Below are 24,406 nucleotides of genomic sequence, written 5' to 3' on the forward strand. Positions count from 1 at the left end.
CTGGGGCGGCTAATATTCAGCCAAATCCGATTACGTGAAGTAAAAGGTCTGAAAGATAGAACATCTTACCTCTGTACCCTACGCGATGAACTTTACCCGATTTTTTCTGACCAACAAAGGGTTTTTTGTTGTTAAGTTTCAGAATTCGACATCTTTTTTACCAGCTTCGTCACATTTTCGCGCAGGGCATGTAGTTTAATTACCAAAAAAATGCTTAGCCGATAAGCAGTTACTTAACCTGTATTTTACCGGCAGTTTTGATGACCGGCTGAACCGATTAAGTAAACTTTTTTCTTATGACGCTGCCCGCCACCAGCATCTGTGGCGAGCAGCGGGCCCTTAGTGCGCCTGATCCCAGTTATCGCCGGTTCCCACTTCAACCTGCAGCGGTACATCCAGCTTCATGCTGTTCTCCATCAGTTCGCGGATCGTCTGGCTGGCACCTGCGACGGCATCTTTGTGGATCTCAAATACCAGTTCATCGTGTACCTGCATGATCATTTTCACCTCATCACTGTTCTGCAGCAGCAGCCAGCCGTCAACGGCGATCATGGCACGTTTGATGATGTCCGCCGCGGTGCCCTGCATCGGTGCGTTGATCGCCGCACGTTCGGCAGCTTTACGGCGAATGGCATTGCTGGAGTTGATGTCCGGCAGCCACAGACGACGACCATCCAGCGTCTCGACGTATCCCTTATCCGCGGCTTGCGCGCGCGTCGCTTCCATATAACGCAGCACGCCCGGATAGCGCTCAAAGTAGAGATCCATGTACTTCTTCGCTTCGCCGGCACCAATGTTCAGCTGACGCGACAAACCAAATGCGCTCATGCCATAAATCAGTCCGAAGTTAATCGCTTTCGCACTGCGGCGCTGCTCACCGGAAACCTTGCTTAGCGCCACACCGAAAACTTCAGACGCCGTGGCGCGGTGGATATCCTCACCCTGCGCAAACGCATCCAGCAGGCCTTTGTCCTGCGACAGGTGCGCCATGATTCGCAGCTCAATCTGCGAATAGTCGGCAGCCACGATGCGCTTATCCGCGCCCGCAATAAACGCCTGACGAATGCGCCGTCCCTCTTCGTTGCGCACCGGAATGTTTTGCAGGTTCGGGTCGGTCGAGGAGAGTCGTCCGGTGGCCGTCACCGCCTGGTGATAAGAGGTGTGTACCCGGCCGGTGATCGGATTGATCATCTGCGGCAGCTTATCGGTGTAAGTGGATTTCAGCTTCGACAGGCCGCGATGCTCAAGAATTACTTTCGGCAGCGGATAGTCGAGCGCCAGCTCAGCCAGCACTTCTTCACTGGTCGATGGCGCGCCGCCCGGCGTTTTCTTCGTCGGCTTAATTCCCTGCTTCTCAAACAGAATGGTTTGCAGCTGTTTGGTGGAGGAGAGGTTGAAAGGCTCGCCGGCCAGCTCGTGCGCCTTCAGCTCCAGCTCGGCCAGACGCGAGGTCAGCTCCTGCGAATGTTTCGCGAGGATGTTCTGATCGATCAGCACACCGTTGCGCTCTACGCGGGAAATGACCGTCACCAGCGGCATCTCAATCGCCTCGAATACCTGCTTCGGACCGGCTTCCTGCTCCAGCTTCGGCCACATCTGCAGGTGAAGCTGCAGCGTGACGTCAGCGTCTTCTGCCGCATAGTGCGCCGCCTGCTCAAGCGCGATCTGATTGAAGGTGAGCTGATTTTTACCTTTACCGGCAATTTCTTCGAAAGTGACGGTTTTGTGGTTAAGCCAGCGGGCCGCCAGGCTGTCCATATCATGCTTGCCGCCGACGCTGTTCAGGCAGTAAGACTCCAGCATGGTGTCGAATTTGATGCCGTTCAGCTCAATATCGTAATTTTTCAGTACGCCACGATCGTACTTCAGATTCTGCCCGACCTTCGCTGCTTTACTGTCCTCCAGCAGCGGTTTCAGCTGCTTCAGCACCGCGGCGCGATCCAGCTGCGGTGGCGCGTCAAGATAGTCATGCGCCACCGGCAGGTAAGCGGCCTCGCCCGGTGCCACGGCGAAGGCAATGCCGACAATATTGGCGCTCAGGGTATCCAGCGAATCGGTTTCCAGGTCAAAAGCAAACACGTCGGCGCTTTGCAGTTTTTTCAGCCAGTCGGCAAAGGTCGCCTCGTCGAGGATGGTGACATAGCCGTCGGATGACAGCACGCTGACCGTTTCCGCTGCGGCCACGGCGGGTTCATCCGGCAGCGATTTCTGCGCCTGGCTATTGCTCTTTTTACCCTGCAGCCATTTTCCTTCCTGCAGATCGGCAAGCCAGCGTTTGAATTCATAGCGGCTAAACAGCGTCTGCAATGCTTCGACGTCAGGCTCGTTAACCGTCAGCTGCTCGCAGGCCAGCTCCAGTTCCACATCGGTTTTGATGGTCGCCAGCTGGTAGGAGAGAAATGCCACATCGCGATTCTGCTCCAGCTTCGCCGCCATGGTTTTTGCTCCACGGAAGGAGAGCCCGGCCACTTTATCAAGGTTGTCGTAGATGCATTGCATGCCGCCCAGCCCCTGCAGCAGCGCCTGTGCGGTTTTCTCGCCCACGCCCGGAACGCCCGGGATGTTATCCGAGCTGTCGCCCATCATGGCGAGGAAATCGATAATCAGCGAAGGCGGTACTCCGTATTTCTGCTCGACTTCTTCCGGACCGAGCACGGTGTTGGTCATGGTGTTAATCAGGGTAATGCCCGGCGTCACCAGCTGCGCCATATCTTTATCGCCGGTGCTGATCAGCACCGCACGCCCCTGCTTTTCCGCTTCCAGCGCCAGCGTGCCAATCACGTCATCGGCTTCCACGCCGGACACCGCCAGCAGCGGCAGCCCCATGGCTTTTACCATCTCGTGCAGCGGCGCGATTTGCGCGCGTAAATCGTCCGGCATCGGTGGACGATGCGATTTGTAATTTTCAAACAGCTCATCGCGGAACGTTTTGCCTTTGGCATCGAAGACCACAGCCACATGGCTGGGTTGATACTGCATCAGCAAGCTTTTCAGCATGTTGAGCACACCATACATGGCGCCGGTTGGCTCACCCGCACTGTTGGTCAGCGGCGGAAAGGCATGATATGCACGGTAGAGGTAGGAAGAGCCATCTACCAGAATCAGGGGATTTTCTGCAATTTGCGCCATAGGTTTGTATTTTCTTCGTTGCGATAATCAGGGTTATAAGGATGCCACAACCAGCGAACAATGTTGAAGTAACAGCAGAAAGTGAGGATCTTTTTCGCGGTTACGCGGCGCGGATCGCAAGGATCATCTTGTGGATAACTTTGTGCGTAAAATTCATAACGTATTGTTATTTACGTTAATTGCAATCATTTTACGATTAAAATGATTTTACAATCAGTCAGTTATAATCTTGCCGTGATACGAAACACCTTTTTAAAAAGGCGATCGTCTATGTGGATATTAAGCGAAAGGGTAATCAAAAAACGCTGGCTGTAAGGGATGAATAGATTCGTGAATTAAGGATGTGGTGTGGGTTGGTTTCACTGTAGCGGCGGGTGATAACCGCGCCGCTACAGCATAAGCCATCGCGTTTTCAGCGCTTAATTACTTTTTCTCAACCAGGAATTTCACGACGTTGGCATAATCCGCCACGAAGTTATCCATTGAGCTGGTGTCCAGGCCGCCGTTGTTAACCATGTATTTGCCGTTAACGAAAATCGCCGGTACGCCCTGCAGATTTACATCTGAAGCCGCTTTCTGCTGCTGTGCAACCAGCGCCTTCACGGCGAAGCTGTTCCACGCTGCATCGTAATCTTCAGAGGTGATGCCCGCTGCTTTAATGAAGGTTTCTTTCAGGCTGGCTGCGTCGGTAATGGTCTGGGTCTTCTGGATGCCATCGAAAATCGGTGCGGTCACTTTATCTTCCACACCCAGCGCCATTGCCACTGCCCACGCATGCGTGACCACCGGACCGAAGTCGCCGCCGAGGAAATCAACGTGATATTTGGTCACTTTGGTGTCCGCTGGCAGATTCTTTCTCACCGCATCGCTGACGTGGTAAATGCGTTCAAACTGGTAGCAGTGCGGGCAGAAGAAGGAGAAGAATTCCATAACCTGCGGCTCACCGGCGACCGGTTTTGGCAGCGTAACGTACTGTTTGCCGTCGTTGAACTGTGCCGCTGAGGCGCTAAATGCCAGCATCAAACCTACCAGCGCAAACCAAATCTTTTTCATCGTGAGAACATCTCCTGAGTACTTCATTAAAATTGCGGGCTAAGCTGTAACGGCGGTTCGTGTAACAGCCTTTCCTGCTCGATAAATAGTGCAATCTGCCGGCGCCAGAAGTCCTCATCGGTCATCCAGGGGAAGGCGCGCGGAAAAGCGGGATCCTGCCAGCGGCGTACCACCCAGGCCAGATAATAAACCATGCGCATGGCGCGTAAAGACTCAATCAGTGTCAATTCGTGTAAATCGAAATCACCGAATTCGTTATACGCTTCCAGCAAAATATCCCACTGGATCAATTGCTCCTGACGGCTGCCGTTCACCAGCATCCACAAATCCTGCACAGCCGGACCGGTGCGCGCGTCATCGAGATCGACAAACATCGGCCCATCGCGCCACAGAATATTGCCGGGATGGCAGTCACCGTGCAGCCGGAGCGGTTGCCACTGGCTGTGCCAGCTCTGCTGCAGCGTGGCGCTGAGTTTATCTAACGCCTTCAGTAGCGCATCCTTCAGCGAGGCGGGCACCAGCGCGCTCTGTTCCAGCTGCAGACGTGGCTCAACCACATACTCCTGCAGGCCCAAAGTGGGCCGCTGGCGGAACGGGCTATGGCGTCCGGTTTGATGGATACGGCCAAGGAAACGCCCCACCCACTCCATCTGCTCTTCATTGTCAGTTTCATACTGCCGGCCACCGAGGCTGGGGAACACCGCGAACATAAAGCCAGCGTGCTGATTGAGCGTATTGCCCTGCAGCGCCAGCGGTGCGGCAACCGGCACTTCATCGTCCAGCAGATCCTGAGCAAACCGATGCTCTTCAGCGATCTGCGCGGCACTCCAGCGCTGCGGACGATAGAACTTAGCGACATAGCGTCGCTTATCCTCATCGCTGAACTGATAGACGCGGTTTTCGTAGCTGTTCAGGGCGGTTAAGCCGGACTCGACCCGCAGACCGGCATCCCAGAGCGCATCGAGGATGACGTCGGGATTCAGCGTCTGAAAATTAAAAGCGGCTTCGCTCATCATTGTGCCTGTATGTTACCTGTGCGTTGAACGCGCAAGGATAACACTACTCATCATCCTTGATCACACCGCGCGCACGTAATAGCGCGCTTTTGAAGTCCACTTCATAATCTTTCTTCAGACCCGGGATCACAGCCTGACTACCGGCATCACGCATTTTGAGATGGTAAATCAATACGTCATCGCTTAATTCACTTAATGGGCCACTGAAACCTGATTCCTGCGCCAGTTTTTGTAAAAATGCCAGCAGGTTGAGATCGGGTTCTTGCTGCCAGGCAGGCTGCAGCAGTTCGAGCAGTTCATTGAGTCGGTGATATTTCATCATTGATTCCTTTGCGCAGGTGGTTCGCTACCGCGAGTTAAGTATCGTCCAGAATAAACAGGGAGACGAAGATGACCGCATTTACCGGTGTGATCCTCGCAGGCGGGCAAGGCAGCCGTATGGGAGGTCAGGATAAGGGCTTGCTGCCATTACAGGGCAAACCGCTTTATCAGCACGTTCTGCAGCGTTTACAGCCGCAGGTCAATATTGTGTTGATTAGCGCCAACCGTAACATTGATCGTTATCAGGCAAGTGGTTGTCAGGTGATTCGTGATTCGCTGCCTGATTATCCCGGTCCGCTGGCAGGCATGCTCAGCGGCCTGCGGCACAGCCAGACCGAATGGGTGGCGTTTTGCGCCTGCGATACGCCGTGGCTACCGCAGGATTTTGTTGCACGGCTGTGGCAGCAGCGTGGTGCAGCCGCCGCCGTGTGGGTGACATCGGGTCAGCGTGATCATCCGGCGCTGGCCCTGGTGCATCGTGCGCTGGCCGATGATCTGGAAGCGTGGCTGCTGCGCGGAGAACGTCGTCTGATGCAGTTCATGCGAGAACATGGCGGACACGGCGTACTGTTTGATGATGATGAAGCCGCCTTCCGCAATATCAATACGCCTGACGATTTGGTTAATGAGGAAAGTGCGTGATGAGTGTGCCGCTACTGGCGGTGGTGGGCTGGAGTGGCACCGGCAAAACCACCCTGTTACAACAGGTGATTCCGCTACTGAGAGCGCAGGGCATTCGCCCCGGGCTGATCAAGCATACCCATCATCAGATGGACATCGATACGCCGGGAAAAGACAGTTATCTGCTGCGCAAAGCGGGAGCCGATCAGGTGATCGTCGCCAGCGAACAACGCTGGGCGTTAATGTGCGAAACGCCGCAACAGCCGTTTAGTTTAGCGCAGCTGGCAAGCCGTATGGACGCTGCATCGCTGGATCTGGTGCTGGTCGAGGGGTTTAAACAGGAACCCGTACCCAGGATGGTGCTATGGCGGCGCGGCGTTAAGGGAGAAATTGATGAATTGCTGGATGACTGGGTGATTGCCGTAGCGACGGATGAAGCGTTAGCGCTTCAGGTACCGGTGCTGGATATTAATCAGCCCGATCAGGTTGCAGAGTATATTGTTCAATGGCTAAAAAACCGCTAATCACACGGTTTTCGGCGGGAAATTTGCCGGAGTACGGACGTAAAAAAGCCCCGGACTCTCGTCCGGGGCTTCTTCACTTATTTGATGCCTGGCAGTTCCCTACTCTCGCATGGGGAGGCCCCACACTACCATCGGCGCTACGGCGTTTCACTTCTGAGTTCGGCATGGGGTCAGGTGGGACCACCGCGCTGTTGCCGCCAGGCAAATTCTTTGTGCCCTGTCCCGCGTCTTTCGCACTGATGCCGCGTTGGCCGCGCTCGCAAAGTCAGTCACATACTCGTGTATGCTCCTTCCTTTCCTTCGCTTGCCGCCTCGCCTCAGCGCAAAATCCTCCGGACTCGCGTCCGCAGAACAAAGCTGATTCTTTATCCGTCACAAGCTGAAAATTCTCCGGTCTCTCGGACCAAAACGCCTCTGGCGTTGTAAGGTTAAGCCTCACGGGTCATTAGTACCGGTTAGCTCAACGCATCGCTGCGCTTACACACCCGGCCTATCAACGTCGTCGTCTTCAACGTCCCTTCAGGACCCTCAAGGGGTCAGGGAGAACTCATCTCGGGGCAAGTTTCGTGCTTAGATGCTTTCAGCACTTATCTCTTCCGCACTTAGCTACCGGGCAGTGCCATTGGCATGACAACCCGAACACCAGCGGTGCGTTCACTCCGGTCCTCTCGTACTAGGAGCAACCCCCCTCAATTCTCCAGCGCCCACGGCAGATAGGGACCGAACTGTCTCACGACGTTCTAAACCCAGCTCGCGTACCACTTTAAACGGCGAACAGCCGTACCCTTGGGACCTACTTCAGCCCCAGGATGTGATGAGCCGACATCGAGGTGCCAAACACCGCCGTCGATATGAACTCTTGGGCGGTATCAGCCTGTTATCCCCGGAGTACCTTTTATCCGTTGAGCGATGGCCCTTCCATTCAGAACCACCGGATCACTATGACCTGCTTTCGCACCTGCTCGAGCCGTCACTCTCGCAGTCAAGCTGGCTTATGCCATTGCACTAACCTCCTGATGTCCGACCAGGATTAGCCAACCTTCGTGCTCCTCCGTTACGCTTTGGGAGGAGACCGCCCCAGTCAAACTACCCACCAGACACTGTCCGCAGCCCGGATTACGGGCCTACGTTAGAACATCAAACATTAAAGGGTGGTATTTCAAGGTTGGCTCCACGCAGACTGGCGTCCGCGCTTCAAAGCCTCCCACCTATCCTACACATCAAGGCTCAATGTTCAGTGTCAAGCTATAGTAAAGGTTCACGGGGTCTTTCCGTCTTGCCGCGGGTACACTGCATCTTCACAGCGATTTCAATTTCACTGAGTCTCGGGTGGAGACAGCCTGGCCATCATTACGCCATTCGTGCAGGTCGGAACTTACCCGACAAGGAATTTCGCTACCTTAGGACCGTTATAGTTACGGCCGCCGTTTACCGGGGCTTCGATCAAGAGCTTCTCCTTGCGGATAACCCCATCAATTAACCTTCCGGCACCGGGCAGGCGTCACACCGTATACGTCCACTTTCGTGTTTGCACAGTGCTGTGTTTTTAATAAACAGTTGCAGCCAGCTGGTATCTTCGACTGGCCTCGGCTCCGGGAGCAAGTCCCCTCACCTACGCGCCAGCGTGCCTTCTCCCGAAGTTACGGCACCATTTTGCCTAGTTCCTTCACCCGAGTTCTCTCAAGCGCCTTGGTATTCTCTACCTGACCACCTGTGTCGGTTTGGGGTACGATTTCGTGTTACCTGGAGCTTAGAGGCTTTTCCTGGAAGCAGGGCATCAGTTACTTCACCGCCGTAGCGGCTCGTCATCACGCCTCAGTGTTAAAGAAGACCGGATTTGCCTGGTCTTCACACCTGCACGCTTAAACCGGGACAACCGTCGCCCGGATAACCTAGCCTTCTCCGTCCCCCCTTCGCAGTAACACCAAGTACAGGAATATTAACCTGTTTCCCATCGACTACGCTTTTCAGCCTCGCCTTAGGGGTCGACTCACCCTGCCCCGATTAACGTTGGACAGGAACCCTTGGTCTTCCGGCGAGCGGGCTTTTCACCCGCTTTATCGTTACTTATGTCAGCATTCGCACTTCTGATACCTCCAGCGTGCCTCACAGCACACCTTCAGCGGCTTACAGAACGCTCCCCTACCCAACAACACATAGTGTCGCTGCCGCAGCTTCGGTGCATGGTTTAGCCCCGTTACATCTTCCGCGCAGGCCGACTCGACCAGTGAGCTATTACGCTTTCTTTAAATGATGGCTGCTTCTAAGCCAACATCCTGGCTGTCTGTGCCTTCCCACATCGTTTCCCACTTAACCATGACTTTGGGACCTTAGCTGGCGGTCTGGGTTGTTTCCCTCTTCACGACGGACGTTAGCACCCGCCGTGTGTCTCCCGTGATAACATTCTCCGGTATTCGCAGTTTGCATCGGGTTGGTAAGCCGGGATGGCCCCCTAGCCGAAACAGTGCTCTACCCCCGGAGATGAGTTCACGAGGCGCTACCTAAATAGCTTTCGGGGAGAACCAGCTATCTCCCGGTTTGATTGGCCTTTCACCCCCAGCCACAAGTCATCCGCTAATTTTTCAACATTAGTCGGTTCGGTCCTCCAGTTAGTGTTACCCAACCTTCAACCTGCCCATGGCTAGATCACCGGGTTTCGGGTCTATACCCTGCAACTTAACGCCCAATTAAGACTCGGTTTCCCTTCGGCTCCCCTATGCGGTTAACCTTGCTACAGAATATAAGTCGCTGACCCATTATACAAAAGGTACGCAGTCACCTAACAAGTAGGCTCCCACTGCTTGTACGTACACGGTTTCAGGTTCTGTTTCACTCCCCTCGCCGGGGTTCTTTTCGCCTTTCCCTCACGGTACTGGTTCACTATCGGTCAGTCAGGAGTATTTAGCCTTGGAGGATGGTCCCCCCATATTCAGACAGGATACCACGTGTCCCGCCCTACTCGTCGGACTCACAACTCATGCATCTTCGTGTACGGGGCTGTCACCCGGTATCGCGCGACTTTCCAGACGCTTCCACTGATGCACAAGCTGATTCAGGTCCTGGGCTGCTCCCCGTTCGCTCGCCGCTACTGGGGGAATCTCGGTTGATTTCTTTTCCTCGGGGTACTTAGATGTTTCAGTTCCCCCGGTTCGCCTCGTTAACCTATGTATTCAGTTAACGATAGTGTGTCGAAACACACTGGGTTTCCCCATTCGGACATCGACGGCTGTAGCGGTTCATATCACCTTACCGTCGCTTTTCGCAGATTAGCACGTCCTTCATCGCCTCTGACTGCCAGGGCATCCACCGTGTACGCTTAGTCGCTTAACCTCACAACCCACAGGCGTTTTGCAACGCTGCGGACTGCAAGCATTTGAGAGACTCGAACGCATCGCCATTTCATTCTTATTACGGAGAATGAACACGACGCGTCGTTTCAAATTTTCAGCTTGTTCCGGATTGTTAAAGAGCAATATCTCAAACACGACGTTACCGTCAGTTTTGAGATATTCTGTGGAGACACCTTTCACCTGTCACCAAGCAGTGGCGTCCCCTAGGGGATTCGAACCCCTGTTGCCGCCGTGAAAGGGCGGAGTCCTAACCGCTAGACGAAGGGGACACAAAGTGTCACGACTTCGCAGCCGTCCTGCTCGTTACTTTTCTATCAGACAATCTGTGTGAGCACTTCGCGGGAAAGTATCTTCAGGTAAGGAGGTGATCCAACCGCAGGTTCCCCTACGGTTACCTTGTTACGACTTCACCCCAGTCATGAATCACAAAGTGGTAAGCGCCCTCCCGAAGGTTAAGCTACCTACTTCTTTTGCAACCCACTCCCATGGTGTGACGGGCGGTGTGTACAAGGCCCGGGAACGTATTCACCGTAGCATTCTGATCTACGATTACTAGCGATTCCGACTTCATGGAGTCGAGTTGCAGACTCCAATCCGGACTACGACGCACTTTATGAGGTCCGCTTGCTCTCGCGAGGTCGCTTCTCTTTGTATGCGCCATTGTAGCACGTGTGTAGCCCTGGCCGTAAGGGCCATGATGACTTGACGTCATCCCCACCTTCCTCCGGTTTATCACCGGCAGTCTCCTTTGAGTTCCCGGCCGAGCCGCTGGCAACAAAGGATAAGGGTTGCGCTCGTTGCGGGACTTAACCCAACATTTCACAACACGAGCTGACGACAGCCATGCAGCACCTGTCTCAGAGTTCCCGAAGGCACCAAAGCATCTCTGCTAAGTTCTCTGGATGTCAAGGCCAGGTAAGGTTCTTCGCGTTGCATCGAATTAAACCACATGCTCCACCGCTTGTGCGGGCCCCCGTCAATTCATTTGAGTTTTAACCTTGCGGCCGTACTCCCCAGGCGGTCGACTTAACGCGTTAGCTCCGGAAGCCACGCCTCAAGGGCACAACCTCCAAGTCGACATCGTTTACGGCGTGGACTACCAGGGTATCTAATCCTGTTTGCTCCCCACGCTTTCGCACCTGAGCGTCAGTCTTCGTCCAGGGGGCCGCCTTCGCCACCGGTATTCCTCCAGATCTCTACGCATTTCACCGCTACACCTGGAATTCTACCCCCCTCTACGAGACTCAAGCCTGCCAGTTTCAAATGCAGTTCCCAGGTTAAGCCCGGGGATTTCACATCTGACTTAACAGACCGCCTGCGTGCGCTTTACGCCCAGTAATTCCGATTAACGCTTGCACCCTCCGTATTACCGCGGCTGCTGGCACGGAGTTAGCCGGTGCTTCTTCTGCGGGTAACGTCAATCGGCAAGGTTATTAACCTCACCGCCTTCCTCCCCGCTGAAAGTACTTTACAACCCGAAGGCCTTCTTCATACACGCGGCATGGCTGCATCAGGCTTGCGCCCATTGTGCAATATTCCCCACTGCTGCCTCCCGTAGGAGTCTGGACCGTGTCTCAGTTCCAGTGTGGCTGGTCATCCTCTCAGACCAGCTAGGGATCGTCGCCTAGGTGAGCCATTACCCCACCTACTAGCTAATCCCATCTGGGCACATCCGATGGTGTGAGGCCCGAAGGTCCCCCACTTTGGTCTTGCGACGTTATGCGGTATTAGCTACCGTTTCCAGTAGTTATCCCCCTCCATCGGGCAGTTTCCCAGACATTACTCACCCGTCCGCCACTCGCCACCCAAAGAGCAAGCTCTTCTGTGCTGCCGTTCGACTTGCATGTGTTAGGCCTGCCGCCAGCGTTCAATCTGAGCCATGATCAAACTCTTCAATTTAAGTTTGATTTGCTGCAACGAGTGCAGCGATGCTCTGTGAATTAAACTTCGTAATGAATTACGTGTTCACTCAGCAAAGACTTGATATTTTTTACGTCCGGAGACGCTGATATCAATCCTGCGAGTGCCCACACAGATTGTCTGATAAATTGTTAAAGAGCGGTGCGACGCGGCGTTCGGCCTGCTGTCGCGAGGTGGCGTATATTACGCTTTCCTCCTTCAGAGTCAAACACTTTTTTCAGCGTTTTTCTCCGGCGGGGTGAATCACTTCACGCCCTGCTGAGCCGCCTGCGTTGCCGCTTTGCCGTCTCAGTGGTGGCGCATTATAGGGAGTTAATCTGAAGTGACAAGCATTTCCTGAAAAAAATTGACCGAAAGCTACTTTTTTATACGAACGCGGTAAAAACAGACATTTCCCGGCCAATAATCAGGCAAATCAGCTATCCCGGCGGCACAAATCAGCGCCATCGTCGCAGCGACCGATGCTATCCTGTTTAACTTACGCTCTTTGCTGACCGATTTTCTTCAAGAAGGATTTTCAATGATTCGCTCCGCGCGCAGTATGGCCGGCCTGCCCTGGATCGCCGCCATGGCGTTTTTTATGCAGGCTCTCGACGCCACCATCCTGAATACCGCGCTTCCCGCCATTGCCACCAGCCTTGAACGTTCCCCACTCGCCATGCAGTCCGCTGTCATCAGTTATACGCTCACGGTCGCGATGTTGATTCCGGTCAGCGGCTGGCTGGCCGATCGCTTTGGCACGCGTAAGGTGTTTATTGTGGCGGTTTCCCTGTTCACGCTCGGGTCACTGGCCTGTGCGCTGTCCGGATCGCTGAGCATGCTGGTGGTTTCGCGCGTGGTGCAAGGCGTTGGCGGAGCAATGATGATGCCGGTAGCGCGTCTGGCGCTGCTGCGCGCCTATCCGCGCAGCGAACTGCTGCCGGTACTCAACTTCGTCACCATGCCCGGCCTGGTCGGACCGATTCTTGGCCCTATGCTCGGCGGTCTGCTGGTCACCTACGCCAGCTGGCACTGGATCTTCCTGATTAATATTCCTATCGGCATCGCCGGCATCTTCTATGCACGCAAATATATGCCAGACTTCACCACGCCAAAACGCCGCTTCGATTTCGGCGGCTTTATGCTGTTTGGTTTTGGCCTGGTGCTGATCTCCATCGGTATTGAGCTGTTTGGCGAGCGTATCGTATCGCCGTGGCAGGCGGTGCTGGTGCTGGTCAGCGGCGTGGTATTGCTGCTGCTCTATATTATGCATGCGCGCCGCCATCCGGCTCCGCTGATTAGTCTGCCGATGTTTAAGACACGCACGTTCTCCGTCGGGATTATCGGTAATATTGCCGCGCGTCTCGGTACTGGCTGTATTCCGTTCCTGATGCCGCTGATGTTACAGGTAGGATTTGGCTATCCGGCGATCATCGCCGGCTGCATGATGGGCCCTACGGCGATTGGCTCGCTGCTGGCTAAATCCACCGTGACTCAGGTGCTGCGCCGCTTTGGCTATCGTAAAACGCTGGTGGGCATTACGGTTATCATCGGCGTGCTGGTCGCCAGCTTCGCGCTGCAGTCGCCGGACGGAAGCATCATCATGTTGCTGGTGGCGCTGTTTGTACTGGGCATGGCGATGTCCACCCAGTTTACCGCCATGAATACCATCACGCTGGCGGATTTGAATGATGAGAACGCCAGCGGCGGCAATAGCGTGCTGGCGGTAACGCAGCAGGTGTCGATCAGTTTTGGCGTGGCGGTCAGCGCCGCCGTGCTGCGCTTTTACCAGGATTTTGAGAGCACCACGGTGCAGCAGTTCCACGCCACCTTCTTTACCATGGGCGTGATTACCGTGCTGTCGGCGCTGGCGTTTCTGATGTTACGGCCGGGTGATGGCCGTAACCTGATCGCCAACCGCGAGAAAACGCGTAAAAGCAGTTAAACCGAACCGCGCTCCACCAGCTCCGGCGTCAGCACCAGCGTTTGCTGGCTGGCGTCGGGATCGCTCATACGATGAATCAGCGTATCAATGGCCAGCTCGCCCAGCTCATCTTTCGGCTGATGAATGGTACTGAGCGGCGGCGTCAGATAGCGCGCCAGCTCAATGTTGTCATAGCCCATCACCGCCATATCCTGCGGCACGCGCAGTCCCGCCTGATACAGGGCGTGATAGACGCCCACCGCCATCGCATCGTTGCTGGTAAACACCGCCTGCGGTGGCGGATCGAGCGCCAGCAGCTGATTCATGGCGTTAAAACCGCCCTGAAATTCGAAATCGCCGTCCACCACATAGCCCGGTGGCACCGCCAGCCCACTGGCAGCCATCGCCTGATGAAAACCGTCCAGACGCAGGCGCGCCGGAGTTTTATCCAGCGGCCCGGCAATACAGGCGATGCGGGTGTAACCGCGGTCAATCAGATACTGCGTGGCCAGTTCGCCGCCCAGCAGCGCGTTATCCTGAATAATATCGCCGCGCCCTTCAAACGGCGCCCAGTCCATCATCACCATCGGCACCGAAGGATAGCGATTAAGGATGTCGGCGGAGGGCAGATGGGTTTCCGTGCACATCATCAGCAGGCCATCCACGCGCTTCTGCATCAGCGTTTCAAGGCTGCGATTCATGCGCTCTTCATCGCCTTCGGTATTGCACAGAATCAGGCTGTAGCCGCGTTCATAGCAGCTGTTCTCTACACCGCGCACCACTTCCGAGTAGAACGGGTTGCTGCTGGCGGTCAGTAACATGCCAATGGTGCGTGTTTGCTTGATCTTCAGGCTGCGCGCCAGCGCCGACGGCGCGTAGTTTAATTCGCGAATCGCCTGTTCCACTCGGTCGCGCACCTGTTCACTAACAAAACGGTTGTTGTTGATAACGTGCGAAACGGTGGAGGTGGAGACGCCCGCCAGACGGGCGACATCTTTCATGGTAGCCAAGCGCTTAACCCTGTTGCTGCAGGAATGCGTCAATCTCAGTGCGCCATGGCACTGAGGGCTGTGCGCCCGGGCGTGTCACGGCAATGGCTGCCGCCGCATGGGCAAAACGGACCGCATCCTGCATCGCCACGCCTTCCAGCCGCGCGGTAATGAAGGCGCCGTTGAAGGTATCACCGGCAGCGATGGTATCCACCGCCTGCACGCTGAAGCCGGGAATACGCTGTCCCTGGCCCTGCTCGCTGAGCCATACGCCGCGCCGGCCCAGCGTAATCAATACGGTATCGATGCCTTTGGCGTGCAGCGCCTGAGCTGCCCGCGCCGCGTCGTCGTCGTCGTTGACGGCGATACCGGTGAGGATTTCCGCTTCGGTTTCATTCGGCGTAATGATGTCGATCAGCGCCAGCAGCTCATCAGAGAGCTGGGTCGCCGGCGCCGGATTGAGGATCACCTGAGTATGACTGGCGCGCGCGATGCGGGCCGCGGCCAGCACACTGTCCAGTGGCGACTCCAGCTGCATCAGCAGCGCATCGGCCGAACGAATCACCTGCTGGTGGCGCTCCACACAGGCTGGCGTCAGCGCCGCATTCGCGCCTGAGTAGATGCCAATGTTATTTTCGCCTTCGCCATTCACGAAGATCATCGCCACGCCGGTGGCTTCCTGCGCCACGGTTTCCACCGGAGCGGTATCAATCTGGTCCTGCTGCAGCTGCTGGCGAATACGTTCGCCGATGTCATCTGCACCCACGCAGGCAATAAAAGCAATGTCAGCGCCGGCCCGGCCAGCCGCGACGGCCTGGTTGGCCCCTTTACCGCCAAAGGCAACCTGATACTGTTTCCCGATCACCGTTTCACCCGGACGGGGAAAATGGGCGAGGTTGAGGATGTGGTCGGCGTTGATGCTGCCGAGTACCGCCAGTTTTGCGCTTTTGCTCATAGGGAGTTATCCAGGAAGTTGCGCCACCGCGAGGGTGGCGCGTTGCCATGCTTTTCTTTGGGTTTTATTTAGTAACCAGTTTCAGGTCAACCGGGTTGATCGCCTGCACTTTTTCGCCCTTCAGAACTTTATCTGCGGTATCGACGCCAATCATACCAATCTTGTCTGGCATCTGTGCAACGGTCGCGCTGAGTTTACCGGATTCTACCGCCTTCACGCCGTCCGCGGTGCCGTCAAAGCCCACCACCAGCACGTCGGTTTTGCCTGCGGTCTGCAGCGCACGCAATGCACCCAGCGCCATTTCGTCGTTCTGGGCAAAGACTGCCTGCACGTCCGGATGCGCCTGCAGCAGATTCTGCATCACGTTCAGACCTTTAGTCCGGTCGAAGTCGGCCGGCTGGCTGGCCAGCACGTTGAATTTGTGCGCATCGGCGGCCTGCTTAAAGCCTTCACCACGCTCGCGGGCAGCGGAGGTGCCGGCAATGCCCTGCAGCTCGATGATTTTCGCACCGTCGCCCAGTTTCTTCGCGATGAAATCGCCGGCCATTTTGCCGCCGAAGCGGTTATCAGACGCCACGTGGCTGACAACTTTACCCTGCGCCGCCATACGGTCCAGCGTAATCACCGGGATGTTCGCCTGGTTAGCCATTTTCACGGCGTTACCGACCGCGTCAGAATCCGTTGGGTTGATCAGCAGCAGTTTGGTGCCGCGCACGGTGAGATCCTGCACGTTTGCCAGCTCTTTTGCCGGGTTGTTCTGTGAGTCGAGCACCACCAGGTTATAGCCCAGCTTATCGGCTTCTTTCTGTGCGCCATCTTTCAGCGACACAAAGAACGGGTTATTCAGGGTTGAGACCACCAGCGCAATCGTATCCTTAGCCATCGCGCCAGCACTGAGGGTGGCGCCAAGGATGACGGCCAATGCAGTTAACTTTTTCATTTCTTTAATCCTGTGTGAAGGTCAGAGTTACTTACTGCTTTTGTTATCCACCAGCACCGCCAGCAGAATGACGACGGCTTTGACAATCATCTGGTAGTAAGACGATACGCCCATCAGGTTGAGGCCGTTATTGAGGAAGCCGAGAATCAGCGCACCGATCAGCGTGCCCATAATGCGTCCTTTACCGCCCGCGAGGCTGGTACCGCCCAGCACTACTGCGGCAATCGCATCCAGTTCATAACCGGTGCCCGCCGTCGGCTGCGCGGAAGAGAGACGCGCCACTTCGATGGTGCCCGCCAGCGCCGCCAGCAGGCCGCACAGCGAATAGACGATGACTTTAACGCGGTTAACATTGATGCCGGACAGGCGCGTGGCCGCTTCGTTTCCGCCCAGCGCATAGATATAGCGGCCGAGGCGGGTGTGATGCAGCATGTACCACGCCAGCGCGAACACCACCGCCATCAGCCATACCGGCGTCGGAATGCCCAGCGGACGGCCAATACCGAACCAGCCAAACAGATCGGCGTTATCGCTGAAGCCGGTGTTGATCGGACTGCCGTTGGTATAAACCATGGTGACGCCGCGCAGCAGCAGCATCATTACCAGCGTAGCGATAAACGCCTGCACCTTGCCGCGTGCCACAATCACACCGGTAATGGCACCAATAAAGGCACCCAGCGCCAGCGATGCCGCTACGGCCACCAATGCATTAACTTCCAGCCCGACAATCGATGCCGCTACCGCGCCGGTCAGCGCCAGCAGCGAGCCGACCGAAAGGTCGATGCCTGAGGTCAGGATCACCAGCGTCATGCCCACCGCCATGATGGCGTTGACCGACGTCTGCTGCAGGATGTTGAACATGTTGGGCAGCGTGAAGAAATTCGGGCTCTGGCTGGCAACCACGGCGATCAGCACAATCAGCGCGATCAGCGATTTCTGCTCCAGCAGCCAGGCTTTGCTGAACCAGCGACGGCTGGCAGGTAAGGTTTGGGTACTCATACAACTAACTCCTCGCTGTGTTGCTTACCGACCGCCGCTGCCATCAGGGATTCCTGGGTAGCCTGCTCACGGGAAAATTCGCCACTCAGATGGCCTTCATGCATCACCAGAATGCGGTCGCTCATGCCCAGCACTTCCGGCATTTCCGACGACACCAGGATGATGCTCAGCCCTTCGGCTTTAAACTGGTTAATTAACTGATAGATCTCTTTTTTCGCCCCGACATCGACGCCGCGCGTCGGCTCGTCGAGGATCAGCACATCCGGGCGCGTCATCAGGCCACGCGCAATCGCCACTTTTTGCTGATTACCGCCGGACAGCAGACCGATCGGCTGCATCATTGACGGCGTTTTCACATTGAACAGGCGAATAAAATCGCCCACCGCCAGCTGCTCTTCGGCGTGCTTCAGGCCGCCATCGGCGCGGCTGAAGTAGCGCAGCGCGGTCAGCGACATGTTCTCTTTGACCGACATCCCGAGCACCAGCCCGTCACGCTTACGGTCTTCCGAGATATAGACGATGCCGTTGGCCAGGCCGTCCTGCGGCGAGCGGGTGACAATCTCGCGGCCGTTAAGCGTCACTTTGCCGTGCGTACGCGGCAGCGCGCCGTACAGCACCTTCATTAATTCGGTGCGGCCCGCGCCCATCAGACCGGAAATGCCCAGAATCTCGCTCTTACGCAGGGTAAAGCTGACATCTTCTACGCCCGGTCCGCTAACGTGCTCGACCCGCAGCCGCACCTCGCCCGGTGTCTGATCGAGATGCGGATACTGATCCTCAAGCTTGCGGCCAACCATCATTTCGATCAGGCCCTCTTCGCTCAGATCGTTTACCGCGCGCTCGGCAATAAACTGGCCGTCGCGGAACACGGTGACGTCATCGCAAATCTCAAAGATCTCTTTCATGCGGTGGGAGATATAAACAATGCCGCAGCCCTGCGCTTTCAGCTCATTGATGACGCGGAACAGCGACAGGGTTTCGGTATCGGTCAGCGCATCGGTCGGTTCATCCATAATGATGACCTGCGACTCGAAGCTGAGCACTTTGGCGATCTCCACCATTTGCTGGTCGCCAATCGACAGATCGCCCACCAGCTTGTGGCTGCTGAAGCGCAGATTGAGGCGCTTTAACAGCGCATCCGCCGCGGCATACATCTGTTTCCAGTCGATGCGGCCAAAGCGGTTAACGAATTCACGGCCGAGGAAAATATTCTCCGCGACGGTCAGCTGCGGGATCAGGTTCAGCTCCTGATGGATGATGCCGATGCCGGCTTCCTGAGACGCTTTCGGCCCGGAGAACGTCACTTCTTTGCCCAGCCAGTGCAGCGAACCGGCGTCCATACTGTAGATGCCGGTCAGCACCTTCATCATGGTGGATTTGCCCGCGCCGTTCTCTCCCACTAACGCCATCACGCGCCCGGGATAAACCGCCAGCGACGCGCCGTTGAGCGCCTTCACGCCGGGAAATGATTTTTCAATTCCCCTGAGTTGCAATAACGGTTGCATAGCGGCCTCAGAAAGTGACGCCCGCGCTCAGGATGACATTCGCATACGGAGAGCACTCTCCGCTGCGAATGACCGCCTGACTGCGCTGAGTGTGTTGTTTGAACTGTTCATGGCTGGTGTAACGAACGCTAATCACATTCCCCTGGTGCTGTTGCAAGGCTTCGAGCACGGCGATCAGCTGGCTGTGGAGTTGCGGATTGTGTTGTTGGATCTCCTCCGCTATCAGGGCGCTCTCAACCTGCATCTCCTGCGTGATGACCTCCACCACCTGTAAAAAATCGGGCGTACCGGGCGTCAGCGCCAGATCGATGCGCTGTGGACCGGCCGGAATCGGCAAGCCCGCATCGGCAATCGTCAGCGTATCGGTATGCCCGAGGCGGGCAATCACATGAGAGACTTCAGCGTTTAACAGGCGACCTTTTTTCATTTATTCCACTCCACAGCGAAACGTTTCGCTGTCTGGCAGTGTATTAAATGTACATGGCAACTCAATGACGGCATCACGGAAATGTGATCGCCATCGAAACGTTTCGCCTGGGCCGGGGAAAATTTGAGTTTGGCGGGATGGCGGAGCCCACGACGTGGCTCCGCAGGGGAGGTTACGGCAGTTTACGCACCTGTTTAACGTCCAGTTCAATCGAATTGAAATCCTTATCCAGTTCGCCGGTCAACTCGACCTGATCCTTCGGCGTAATGGTCTGGCCGTTCCAGCGTTTGTGGTCGATCTCCACTTTCATGCTGCCGCTGCTGTCGCGGAACAGATAATCTTCATCGCCGATCTGCTTATCAAGCTGGCCGCGCACGGTGATCCAGCTGTCATCCTTCATCTCTTCGGCCTGCTTGACCGTCACCACACTGCTGTTATCGGCCTTAAAACCGCCGGCTTTAGCCTGAGCGGCTGGCGCGTTCGGGTCGACAAAGCCACCCTGCTGGGCGGCTAACACCGGGGTTGCCGCCAGGGCGATAATGGCGAATAGCGCTGCACTCTTTTTCATTTTTCACCTCATTTCCATGTCTGTGCGGATTACGGGAGCTATTTCACCACAGGGTTCTTAACAGGATCTTAAGGGAAAAAAAGAGGGGAAAAATAAGCCAAAACGGGCGAATGACGCTGTACAAGCGCGCATCTGCTTCGTATAAACCCCCAGATAACCGGGAGAAACGCATGCGCATTTTATTAATTGAAGACGATACGCTGATTGGCGATGGCCTGAAGGTCGGCCTGACCAAACTGGGTTTCAGCGTCGACTGGTTTGTCAGCGGCGAAGCCGGATTTCAGGCACTCAACGCGGCGCCATGGGATGCCGTGGTGCTGGATCTGTCGCTGCCGCAACGTGACGGGCTGGACATCCTGCGCCAGTGGCGTGAGCAGGGCGCGGATGTCCCGGTGCTGATCCTCACCGCACGCGATGCGCTGGACCAGCGCGTGCAGGGTCTGCAACTCGGTGCCGACGACTATCTGTGTAAGCCGTTTGCGCTGACAGAGGTGGCCGCGCGTCTGCAGGCGCTGATTCGTCGCCGTCACGGTCAGCTGCAGCCGGAGCTGCGTCACGGCAGGCTGGTGATGGCTCCCGGCAGCCATAGCGTGATGTTGGATGGCGAACCGCTCAGCCTGAAAAGCCGTGAGCTGGCGCTGCTGGAGCTGTTCCTGCGCAATCCCGGTCGCGTGCTGACGCGCGCGCAGCTGGAGGAGAAACTGTACAGCTGGGACGACGACGTCTCCAGTAACGCAGTCGAAGTGCACATCCACCATCTGCGTAAAAAGCTTGGCAGTCAGTTCATCCGCACCGTGCACGGCATTGGTTACACGCTGGGAGCGGCAGAATGAGTCTGTTCCTGCGACTGGCCATCGGCTTTCTGCTGTTAATAATTCTGTGTGGTGCCAGCGCCACCTTTAGCGCATGGCAGCAGACGCGCGACACCGTTAATGAGCTGTTTGATACCCAGCAGATGCTGTTCGCCAAACGCCTGCTGGCGCTGGATGCCAGTCGCCTGCAGGCCGCCTCGCTGCCAAAAACCAAAGCGATTTTGCGCCACCATCGCGGCGATCAGGATGACGACGCGCTGGCCTTTGCGCTGTTCAGCGCCGACGGCAAACCGCTGCTGAACGACGGCGAAAACGGCCGCGATTTGCAGTTTACAGCGGATCGTGACGGCTTCCACGATGGTCGCCTGCGTGGTGATGACGATCGCTGGCGGCTGCTGTGGCTGACGTCAGCCGATAAGCAGTGGCGCGTGGTGGTCGGACAGGAGTGGGAATATCGTGATGATATGACGCGCGATCTGGCACTGAGCAGTCTGCTGCCGTGGCTGGTGGCCATGCCGCTGATGCTGCTGTTGCTGCTGGCGCTGGTATGGTTTGAGCTGCGTCCGCTGAAACGCCTGACTGCATCGCTACAGCAGCGCGCGCCGGATGATGCCACCCCGCTGACGCCGCAACGCCTGCCGCTGGAGGTGAAGCCGCTGGTGGCGGCGCTGAATGGCCTGTTTGCCCGCATGGCACAGCTGGTCCAGCGCGAGCGACGCTTTACCTCCGATGCGGCGCACGAGCTGCGCAGCCCGCTGGCAGCGCTGCGCGTGCAGAGTGAGGTGATTCAGCTGGCCGGCGATGACGAGGCGATGCGTAACCATGCGCTGCAGCAGCTCGACAGCGGCATCCTGCGCGCCACGCGGCTGGTCGATCAGCTACTGACGCTGTCGCGGGTCGAAGCAGACGATCTGCGCAGCGAATTTCAGCCGGTCCCCCTCGCGCCGTTGCTGCACCAGCTGGTCACTGAACACCAGGCACAGGCGGCAGCGCAGCACACCAGGCTGACGCTGACGGCTGACGCGGAGCCGGTGATGAACGGTCATCCACTGCTGCTGGGTTTATTGCTGCGCAATCTGCTGGATAACGCGCTGCGCTACACGCCGTCCGGCAGTGAGATTCAGCTGCGGCTTAACGCGCGCAGGCTGGAGGTGGTGGATAACGGACCGGGCGTCAGCGCCGATCAACTGACGCGGCTGGGCGAACGCTTCTGGCGACCGCCGGGGCAGGCGCAAACCGGCAGCGGGCTTGGCTTGTCGATTGTGAAAAATGTGGCTCAGCTGCACGGCATCCGGCTGACCTTCAGCGCGGTGCAGCCGCAGGGGCTGCGCGTCACCCTCAGCTGGTGACGCGCGATGCGTCAGATTTCGACCTGAGTACCGAGCTCGATTACCCGGTTAGGCGGAATTTCAAACTGATCCGGCGCGCGCAGGGCGTTGCGCTGCAGCGCAAGGAACAGCTTGCCGCGCAGACGCAGATACCACGGGCGTTTGCCGATGATCAGCGACTCGTGTGACATAAAGAACGAGGTTTCCATCATGCGGCAGTTGAGCCCTTCGAGGCCGCAGCGGTGGAAAATCTCCTCGACGTTCGGCGTTTCGCGCCAGCCGTAGCTTGCCACCACGCGCCAGAAGGTGGGCGACAGCTGCTCAATGGTCACGCGACGCACGTTGTGCACATAAGGCGCATCTTCGGTACGCAACGTCAGCAGCACCACGCGCTCGTGCAGCACCTTGTTGTGCTTCAGGTTATGCAGCATGGCAAAGGGGATGACATTGAGCGCCCGCGACATGTAGACCGCCGTGCCCGGCACGCGCACCGGCGGCGACTTCTCCAGCGAGGCGATCATCGCCTCCAGCGAATTGCCATGCTCATGCATACGACGCAGCAGGCGGAAGCGCTCGCTCTTCCACGTGGTCATTACGATAAACATCATCAGCGCCAGCGTCAGCGGCAGCCAGCCGCCGGAGAACACTTTGACCAGGTTGGCGGAGAACAGCGAAACGTCGATGCACAGCATCGCGATGAGAATCAGCACCACCAGGTAGCGATTCCAGTGCCAGTTCTGAATCGCCACCGTTGAACACAGAATGGCGGTCAGCACCATGGTACCGGTCACCGCAATCCCATAGGCGGCCGCCAGATTGCTGGAGTGCTCAAAGCCGACGATCACAATCACTACGGAGAAATAGAGCAGCCAGTTGATCACCGGAATATAAATCTGGCCGGATTCCTCTTCGGACGTGTGCACGATGCGCATCGGCGGCAGATAGCCAAGACGCACCGCCTGGCGCGTCAGCGAGAATACGCCGGAGATCACCGCCTGCGAGGCGATCACCGTGGCCAGCGTCGCGAGAATCAGCATCGGAATCAGCGCCCAGTCCGGCGCCAGCAGGAAGAACGGATTTTTGATGGCCTCCGGATGCTCCAGCAGCAGCGCGCCCTGGCCGAAATAGTTGAGCACCAGCGACGGCAGCACCACCACAAACCATGCCAGGCGAATCGGAAACTTACCAAAGTGGCCCATATCGGCATACAGCGCTTCAACGCCGGTGATCGCCAGCACCACCGCGCCCAGCGCGAAGAACGATACCGTTTTGTACTGAATAAAGAAGTGCAGCGCCCAGTATGGGTTCATGGCGTGCAGCACCTCAGGATTATTGATGATACTGCGCGCGCCCAGCACCGCCAGGATGATGAACCACAGCAGCATCACCGGCGCAAACAGCTTACCGACAATGCCGGTGCCGTGTTTCTGAATCACAAACAGCAGCGTCAGTACCGCAATCGCCAGCGGCACAATGTAGCTATCGAGGCTCGGCGCGGCGATCTCCAGCCCTTCGATGGCCGAAAGCACGGATACCGCCGGCGTGATCACCACTTCCCCGTAGAAGAAGCTGCCGCCAATCAGCCCCATGATCACCAGAATCGCCGTGGCGCGCGCGCCGGTATTGCGGCCCGCCAGTGACATCAGCGTCAGGATCCCGCCTTCACCGGCGTTGTCGGCGCGCATCACATAACTGATGTATTTAAGCGAAACCACCAGAATCAGCAGCCAGAAGATCAGCGACAGAAAGCCAAACACCGCCTCGCGTTCCACGCCAAAGCCGAACTGACCAGAGAGACACTCGCGCAGGGTATAGAGCGGGCTGGTGCCGATATCGCCATACACCACGCCGATCGCCGCCAGAGTGACTGCGCCAAGGGACTGTTTCTTATCCGAGCTCATAAGTTGTCTTTTGTTGGAGCCGCGCAGGCCTCAGCCCGGCGCTCAGATCATCAAAAAGCGCACAGTATGCACATATTCCCGAAAAAACCTACTTTTACCGTCTGGCATTACGCCGTCTGCGCAGCGTTTTTTCGCCGAAAATCGG

The 24,406-nt window shown here is 56.8% G+C and carries 17 protein-coding genes, 1 tRNA gene and 3 rRNA genes; 5 read left to right on the top strand and 16 right to left on the bottom strand.

From position 1 onward, the window contains the following. Positions 1 to 339: 339 nt before the first annotated feature. From polA to C1N56_RS19065, 4 genes are all read right to left on the bottom strand, one after another. A complete protein-coding gene (polA, locus tag C1N56_RS19050) occupies positions 340 to 3,129 on the bottom strand; it encodes a DNA polymerase I (RefSeq protein WP_394516976.1) in 2,790 nt (929 codons plus the stop codon). 423 nt (positions 3,130 to 3,552) lie between these two features. Next, positions 3,553 to 4,182 (bottom strand): thiol:disulfide interchange protein DsbA, encoded by a 630-nt coding sequence (gene dsbA / locus C1N56_RS19055; protein WP_021507125.1) that lies wholly within the window; start codon positions 4,180 to 4,182, stop codon positions 3,553 to 3,555. Positions 4,183 to 4,208: 26 nt separating this feature from the next. Beyond that, positions 4,209 to 5,195 carry a serine/threonine protein kinase gene (locus C1N56_RS19060; RefSeq protein ID WP_058775452.1) on the bottom strand — a complete coding sequence of 329 codons (987 nt, stop codon included), beginning with the start codon at positions 5,193 to 5,195 and terminating at the stop codon, positions 4,209 to 4,211. Positions 5,196 to 5,241: 46 nt separating this feature from the next. After that, positions 5,242 to 5,517 carry a YihD family protein gene (locus tag C1N56_RS19065; protein ID WP_021313943.1) on the bottom strand — a complete coding sequence of 92 codons (276 nt, stop codon included), beginning with the start codon at positions 5,515 to 5,517 and terminating at the stop codon, positions 5,242 to 5,244. A 71-nt stretch (positions 5,518 to 5,588) separates the two neighbouring features. Between C1N56_RS19065 and mobA the strand changes: the two genes are divergently transcribed. Both mobA and mobB read left to right on the top strand, forming a co-directional pair. Further along, entirely contained in the window at positions 5,589 to 6,161 is a 573-nt protein-coding gene (mobA, locus tag C1N56_RS19070) for a molybdenum cofactor guanylyltransferase MobA (protein ID WP_021507127.1), read from the top strand. Beyond that, entirely contained in the window at positions 6,161 to 6,664 is a 504-nt protein-coding gene (gene mobB, locus C1N56_RS19075; protein WP_282996538.1) for a molybdopterin-guanine dinucleotide biosynthesis protein MobB, read from the top strand. The genes mobA and mobB overlap by 1 nt, the downstream gene beginning before the upstream one ends. An 86-nt stretch (positions 6,665 to 6,750) precedes the next feature. Here the strand turns inward: mobB and rrf are convergent. From rrf to C1N56_RS19095, 4 genes are all read right to left on the bottom strand, one after another. Continuing rightward, a 5S ribosomal RNA gene (rrf, locus tag C1N56_RS19080) occupies positions 6,751 to 6,866 on the bottom strand. A gap of 222 nt (positions 6,867 to 7,088) precedes the next feature. Then, positions 7,089 to 9,994 (bottom strand): 23S ribosomal RNA (locus C1N56_RS19085). A 214-nt stretch (positions 9,995 to 10,208) separates the two neighbouring features. Next, positions 10,209 to 10,283: transfer RNA gene (locus C1N56_RS19090), tRNA-Glu, on the bottom strand. Positions 10,284 to 10,371: 88 nt separating this feature from the next. Further along, a 16S ribosomal RNA gene (locus tag C1N56_RS19095) occupies positions 10,372 to 11,913 on the bottom strand. Together the 16S, 23S and 5S rRNA genes with 1 tRNA gene alongside form the textbook arrangement of a ribosomal RNA operon. A 541-nt stretch (positions 11,914 to 12,454) precedes the next feature. Between C1N56_RS19095 and mdtD the strand changes: the two genes are divergently transcribed. After that, positions 12,455 to 13,858 carry a multidrug transporter subunit MdtD gene (gene mdtD / locus C1N56_RS19100; protein ID WP_021508168.1) on the top strand — a complete coding sequence of 468 codons (1,404 nt, stop codon included), beginning with the start codon at positions 12,455 to 12,457 and terminating at the stop codon, positions 13,856 to 13,858. On the opposite strand, the gene rbsR is transcribed toward mdtD, so the two are convergent. The 7 genes from rbsR to C1N56_RS19135 form a co-directional block, all read right to left on the bottom strand. Then, positions 13,855 to 14,847 carry a ribose operon transcriptional repressor RbsR gene (gene rbsR, locus C1N56_RS19105; RefSeq protein ID WP_369597187.1) on the bottom strand — a complete coding sequence of 331 codons (993 nt, stop codon included), beginning with the start codon at positions 14,845 to 14,847 and terminating at the stop codon, positions 13,855 to 13,857. The two genes, mdtD and rbsR, sit on opposite strands and share 4 nt — an antisense overlap. A gap of 4 nt (positions 14,848 to 14,851) precedes the next feature. Beyond that, positions 14,852 to 15,781 (bottom strand): ribokinase, encoded by a 930-nt coding sequence (gene rbsK / locus C1N56_RS19110; protein ID WP_058770712.1) that lies wholly within the window; start codon positions 15,779 to 15,781, stop codon positions 14,852 to 14,854. 64 nt (positions 15,782 to 15,845) lie between these two features. Beyond that, the gene (rbsB, locus tag C1N56_RS19115; protein ID WP_021508171.1) at positions 15,846 to 16,721 is read right to left on the bottom strand and encodes a ribose ABC transporter substrate-binding protein RbsB; all 876 of its coding nucleotides are present in this window, start codon (positions 16,719 to 16,721) and stop codon (positions 15,846 to 15,848) included. Between the two features lie 27 nt (positions 16,722 to 16,748). Next, positions 16,749 to 17,720, bottom strand: a complete 972-nt coding sequence (gene rbsC, locus C1N56_RS19120) for a ribose ABC transporter permease (protein ID WP_021508172.1) — start codon at positions 17,718 to 17,720, stop codon at positions 16,749 to 16,751. Continuing rightward, positions 17,717 to 19,225, bottom strand: coding sequence for a ribose ABC transporter ATP-binding protein RbsA (gene rbsA, locus C1N56_RS19125; RefSeq protein ID WP_132466901.1), 1,509 nt, complete (start codon positions 19,223 to 19,225; stop codon positions 17,717 to 17,719). Before rbsA ends, rbsC begins: the two co-directional genes overlap by 4 nt. Positions 19,226 to 19,232: 7 nt before the next feature. Beyond that, on the bottom strand, positions 19,233 to 19,652 hold the full coding sequence (gene rbsD / locus C1N56_RS19130) for a D-ribose pyranase (RefSeq protein WP_021313542.1): 420 nt from the start codon (positions 19,650 to 19,652) through the stop codon (positions 19,233 to 19,235). 172 nt (positions 19,653 to 19,824) lie between these two features. Further along, positions 19,825 to 20,220 (bottom strand): YgiW/YdeI family stress tolerance OB fold protein, encoded by a 396-nt coding sequence (locus C1N56_RS19135; protein ID WP_058758226.1) that lies wholly within the window; start codon positions 20,218 to 20,220, stop codon positions 19,825 to 19,827. Positions 20,221 to 20,390: 170 nt separating this feature from the next. On the opposite strand from C1N56_RS19135, the gene qseB reads away from it, so the two are divergent. After that, positions 20,391 to 21,053, top strand: coding sequence for a quorum sensing response regulator transcription factor QseB (gene qseB, locus C1N56_RS19140; RefSeq protein ID WP_058775628.1), 663 nt, complete (start codon positions 20,391 to 20,393; stop codon positions 21,051 to 21,053). Continuing rightward, entirely contained in the window at positions 21,050 to 22,381 is a 1,332-nt protein-coding gene (qseC, locus tag C1N56_RS19145) for a quorum sensing histidine kinase QseC (protein ID WP_394516977.1), read from the top strand. Before qseB ends, qseC begins: the two co-directional genes overlap by 4 nt. Before the next feature lie 11 nt (positions 22,382 to 22,392). On the opposite strand, the gene kup is transcribed toward qseC, so the two are convergent. After that, the gene (gene kup, locus C1N56_RS19150; RefSeq protein WP_021508177.1) at positions 22,393 to 24,261 is read right to left on the bottom strand and encodes a low affinity potassium transporter Kup; all 1,869 of its coding nucleotides are present in this window, start codon (positions 24,259 to 24,261) and stop codon (positions 22,393 to 22,395) included. Positions 24,262 to 24,406: the final 145 nt, after the last annotated feature.

The organism is Pantoea sp. SGAir0175, assembly GCF_043547855.1.